Raw genomic sequence first — 5,097 nt, forward strand, 5'->3', positions numbered from 1 at the left:
GGCATCGGCGTGAGTCGCCGCGCTGCCGAACAGCAGTCCGCTCAGCGGGCGCTGGAACTTCTGCCCAAGAAATGACCGAATCCACTCCCGCCGACCAGCCCTTCCGCACGGGCTTCGTCGCCATCGTTGGCCGCCCCAACGTGGGCAAGTCCACGCTACTCAACCGCTTGATCGGCCAAAAGATCAGCATCGTCTCCCGCAAGGCGCAGACCACGCGGCATCGGGTGACCGGCGTGCTGACCGAGGGGCGTTCCCAGTTCGTCTTCGTCGATACCCCGGGTTTCCAGACTCGCCACAAAAACGCCCTCAACCGGGCGATGAATCGCACCGTGACCCAGGTGCTGTCCGACGTCGACTTGGTGCTCTTCGTGATCGAAAGCGGCCGGTTTGGCCCGGAAGACGAGCAGGTGCTCAAGCTGCTGCCGGCCAATGGGAAGGTGATCCTGGTGGTCAACAAGGTCGACCTTCTCGAGGACAAGGCGCGGATGCTGCCCTTTCTACAGAAAATGAGCGGCGTTTTCCCGTTTGCCGAGATCGTGCCGGTCAGTGCCGAAAAGGGCCGCAATACCGATCAACTGATCAAGGCCGCCAAGCCCTATCTGCCGGAGGGCGATCCGATCTTCGACGCGGACGACATCACCGATCGGAGCGAGCGTTTTCTTGCGTCTGAATTCCTGCGGGAAAAGCTGTTCCGCCAGCTTGGCGAAGAGCTGCCCTACGGCATGACCGTCGAGATCGAGAAGTTCGAGGCCGAGCCCGGTCTGCGCCGCATTCACGCCGCGATCATCGTCGATCGCGATGCTCATAAGGCGATGGTGATTGGCAAGGGCGGCGAGCGCCTCAAGCGCATCGGCACCGAAGCCCGCCTCGAAATGGAAAAGCTCTTCGATTCTCGGGTCTTCCTCGAAGTCTGGGTCAAGGTCAAGAGCGGCTGGGCCGACGACGAGCGGGCACTCAAGAGTCTTGGCTACGAATAAGTCCGACCCGGAAAGCCTGTGACCGCCAAGCAGCGCGTCGATCAGCAGCCCGCTTTCGTGCTGCACAGCTATCCCTACCGGGAAACCAGCCTCATCGTCGAAGTCTTCAGCCGGGATCACGGTCGCGTCGGTCTGGTTGCCAAGGGCGCGCGCCGGCCCATGTCGCAATTGCGCGGGGTACTGATGGCTTTTCAGCCGCTCCTGATCGACTGGAGCGGCGGCGGCGAGATGAAAACCCTCGTCCGTGCCGAGTGGATGGGTGGCCAGCCGCTGCTTGCCGGGCAGGCGCTACTGTGCGCCTATTATGCCAATGAGCTGCTGATGCGCTTGATGCCGCGGGAGGACGCACACCCCCGTCTGCATCGGGCTTACGGCGACACCTTGCGGGCGCTCGCCGCGGGCGAATCCCAGGAAGTCGTGTTGCGTCGCTTCGAGCTGGCCTTGTTGAAAGAGCTCGGCTACGGCCTGTCGCTGGATGTGGATGCCGACGGCGAGCCGGTCCGGGGCGATGCGCGCTACGCTTATATAATCGAGCGCGGTCCGGTATCCATCGATGGGCGCAGCGACGACGACGCGGCGGTGGTTACCGGCAAGACCCTTCTCGACATGGCGTCGGGCGATTTCCGCGAACCGGAAACCGTGGTCCAGAGCAAGGCTCTGATGCGTCGGCTCATCCAGCATTACCTCGGCGGACAGGTGCTCCAGTCCCGCCGCGTCTTTACCGAATTGTTTGCTTTTCCCGGAGAACCGTCTTGATCGAACTCGGCGTCAATATCGACCACGTGGCCACCCTGCGCCAAGCCCGTCGCACTTGGGAACCGGACCCCGTATGGGCTGCCGTCGAAGCGCATCTCGGCGGTGCCGACGGGATCACTGTGCATTTGCGCGAGGATCGCCGCCACATCCAGGATGAGGACGTGCGCCGCCTGCGCGATCTCACCCAGATCAAGCTCAACCTCGAGATGGCCGCCACCGACGAGATGGTCGGCATCGCCTGCGGGCTCAAGCCCGAAATGGCCATGTTCGTGCCGGAAGGCCGCCATGAAGTCACCACCGAAGGCGGCCTCGACATCGTTTCCCAGGAAGCACGCCTCAAAAGTGCCGTGGCGCGTCTCGCCGACGTGGGCATCATGGTCAGCGTCTTCATCGATGCCGAGATCGCCCAGGTGGAGGCTGCCGCACGCATCGGTGCAAAGGTTTGCGAAATCCATACCGGGCCTTACGCCCACGCTTTCCATGCCACTGGCCGCGATGCCGAAAGCCCGGCCGTGATCGTCGAAATCGAAAAGGTCGCCCGCGCCGGCGAGGCGATCCGTGGTCTTGGGCTGCGCTTCAATGCCGGCCACGCGCTCAATTACTACAACGTCCAGCCCATCGCCCGCCTGCCGGGCATCCGCGAGCTGCATATCGGTCACTCCATCGTCAGCCGCTCGGTGTTTACCGGCCTGCGCGAGGCCGTGAAGGAGATGAAGCGCCTGATGCGCGAAGCCGCCGATCGCGGGTTGAAGGCGTGATCCACGGCGTAGGCACCGACATCGTGAAGGTGGCGCGCCTCGACGACGCCCTGACGCGCCACGGTGCCCGCTTTGCCGAACGCATTCTGGACCAATCCGAGCGGTCGGCTTTCGAGGCGGCCCGCGATCCGGCCCGTCTGCTCGCCAAGCGTTTCGCGGCCAAGGAAGCCTTCGGCAAAGCGCTCGGCACCGGCGTTGCCGCACCGGCCACGCTGCATGCCGTGCGGGTCGGCCACGATGCCCTCGGCAAACCGCTGTTCGAGTTTTCGCCCGCGCTGGCGGCCTATATGCAAGCGCGCGGCTATGTCGCCCACCTCAGCCTGTCCGACGAAGTCGACTACGTCGTCGCCTTTGCCGTCATCGAAAAACCATGAAGCCATCCCACGCCCAACCCGGTCCGGTCATGCTCGACGTGGCTGCCTACGAAGTCACCGCCGAAGAGCGCGAAATCCTGCAGCACCCGCTGGTTGGCGGCGTGATTCTGTTCGCCCGCAACTACGCTGAGCCGGCGCAACTGCGGGCGCTGACCGCGGCGATCCGCGCGGCGCGGCCCGAGGTGCTGATTTCCGTCGATCACGAAGGCGGTCGCGTCCAGCGTTTTCGCAACGGATTCACGCGCTTGCCGGCGATGCGCCGGTTCGGTGCCGCCTGGGAAGCCGACGTCGACGCCGCCAAGGCCGGCGCCCGTCACGCCGGGTTCGTACTGGCGGCCGAGCTGCGTGCCCACGGTGTCGATCTGAGCTACGCGCCGGTGCTCGATCTCGACTACGGGGTGAGTTCGGTGATCGGCGACCGCGCCTTCCACCGCGATCCGCAGGTCGCCACCGAACTGGCCCGCGCCGTTGTCGCCGGTCTGGGCGATGCGGGGATGCGCGCAGTGGGCAAGCACTTTCCCGGTCACGGTGCCGTCGAGGCGGATTCCCATGTGGCCATTCCGGTCGACGGCCGCGTTTTCGACGCCGTGTGGGCCGAGGACATCCAGCCTTTCCGCCGGCTTGCCGGCGAGCTGGGCGGGGTGATGCCGGCCCATGTGATCTTCGAGAACATCGACCCGCGTCCGGCCGGGTTTTCGCCGTTCTGGCTGCAACAGGTGCTGCGCGGCAAGCTCGGTTTTCAGGGGGTTGTCTTCAGCGACGATCTGACCATGGAAGGGGCCAGCGTTGCCGGCGACATCGTGGCCCGCGCCGAAGCGGCGCATGGCGCCGGCTGTGACATGGTGCTGGTATGTAACCGTCCCGACTTCGCGGTACAGCTCCTCGACCGTTGGCGCCCGGCGGTGAGCGGCGACAGCAGTGCCCGCATCGCTGCCCTGCGTCCGCGCCCCGGCAGCGCTCCCGCCGATCCGCAAACCCTCGCTGGCTGGGCGCCGTACTGCGCCGCCCGCGACAGTGTGTTGGCGCTGGGCTGAGTCGATGTCCGCATGAGCTTCGACGCCAAGGCCTTCCTGCGCTCCCTCACCGAGGAGCCGGGCGTCTATCGCATGATCGGCGAAGGCGAGGTGGTGCTTTACGTTGGCAAGGCCAAGAACCTCAAGCGGCGGGTGTCGTCCTATTTCCAGCGCACCCAACTCAGTCCGCGCATCGCGATCATGGTCGGGCAGGTGGTGCGCGTGGATACCACCGCCACCCGCTCCGAGGCCGAGGCGCTGATCCTCGAAAACAATCTCATCAAGAGCCTTGGTCCGAAATACAACATCCTGTTTCGGGACGACAAGTCTTACCCCTACATTGCGCTCTCCGGCGGGGATTTTCCGCAGATCTACTATCACCGCGGCGCTTTCCGTAAGGGCGTGCGCTACTTCGGGCCGTTTCCCAACAGTTGGGCGGTGCGCGAAACCCTGCATCTGATGCAGAAGATCTTCCGTCTGCGCACCTGCGAGGACACCACCTTCAGCAACCGTTCGCGGCCGTGCCTGCTGCATCAGATTCAGCGCTGCACCGGACCCTGCGTCGGGCTGATCGACAAAGATGCCTACGCTGCCGACGTTCAATTGGCCAGCCTGTTTCTCAGCGGCCGCCATAGCGACGTGGTGGACGATCTGTCGCAGCGCATGCAGGCGGCGTCCGACGAGCTGGCCTTCGAGAAGGCCGCCGTCTATCGCGACCAGATCCGCAACCTGCAGGCCGTGCTCCACAAGCAGTTTGTCGAAAGTGCGAAGGGCGAGGATGTGGACGTGCTCGCCGCAGTGGAGCGGGGCGGCACGGTGTGCGTCAACCTGGCGATGATCCGGGCTGGGCGTCACCTTGGCGACCGGCCGCTGTTCCCGAGCAATGCCAAGGGCTGCGCCCCGCTCGACGCGCTGCTGGCCTTCGTCGAGCAGCATTACCTCGATCATCCTTTGCCCACCAAGATCCTCGTCAATCTCGATCCCGCGACCATCAAGGAGGCGCTGGACGAGATCGTCGAAGGCAAGGTGCCGGTCGTCGCTGCCCGCTTCGAGAACGAACGCGCCTGGATGGGCATGGCCGAGAACAACGCGGGGCTGGCGCTGCTCGCCCGCGAACAGGAATCGTCCCGCGGCGAAGCGCGCCTCGAAGCCCTGCGCGACGCCCTCGATCTGCTCGACACGCCGAACCGCATCGAGTGTTTCGACATTTCCCACACCA

The 5,097-nt window shown here is 65.0% G+C and carries 6 protein-coding genes; all 6 read left to right on the plus strand.

Translation table 11 applies throughout. From position 1 onward, the window contains the following. Positions 1-977 (plus strand): GTPase Era (gene era / locus ACE3TJ_RS19605; RefSeq protein ID WP_374599513.1); only part of this gene is annotated, 977 nt, incomplete at its 5' end. Positions 978-995: 18 nt separating this feature from the next. Next, entirely contained in the window at positions 996-1,733 is a 738-nt protein-coding gene (gene recO, locus ACE3TJ_RS19610; RefSeq protein ID WP_374599515.1) for a DNA repair protein RecO, read from the plus strand. Beyond that, positions 1,730-2,491, plus strand: coding sequence for a pyridoxine 5'-phosphate synthase (locus tag ACE3TJ_RS19615; protein WP_374599517.1), 762 nt, complete (start codon positions 1,730-1,732; stop codon positions 2,489-2,491). Before recO ends, ACE3TJ_RS19615 begins: the two co-directional genes overlap by 4 nt. Continuing rightward, positions 2,488-2,865, plus strand: a complete 378-nt coding sequence (gene acpS / locus ACE3TJ_RS19620; protein WP_324513784.1) for a holo-ACP synthase — start codon at positions 2,488-2,490, stop codon at positions 2,863-2,865. The genes ACE3TJ_RS19615 and acpS overlap by 4 nt, the downstream gene beginning before the upstream one ends. Then, entirely contained in the window at positions 2,862-3,899 is a 1,038-nt protein-coding gene (nagZ, locus tag ACE3TJ_RS19625; RefSeq protein ID WP_374599520.1) for a beta-N-acetylhexosaminidase, read from the plus strand. The genes acpS and nagZ overlap by 4 nt, the downstream gene beginning before the upstream one ends. Before the next feature lie 12 nt (positions 3,900-3,911). Further along, positions 3,912-5,097, plus strand: a 1,186-nt coding sequence (gene uvrC / locus ACE3TJ_RS19630; protein ID WP_374599522.1) for an excinuclease ABC subunit UvrC, incomplete at its 3' end; no start/stop codon positions are given.

It is taken from the genome of Sphingosinicella sp. (assembly GCF_041916975.1).
Taxonomy (GTDB): Bacteria; Pseudomonadota; Alphaproteobacteria; order Sphingomonadales; family Sphingomonadaceae; genus Sphingosinicella.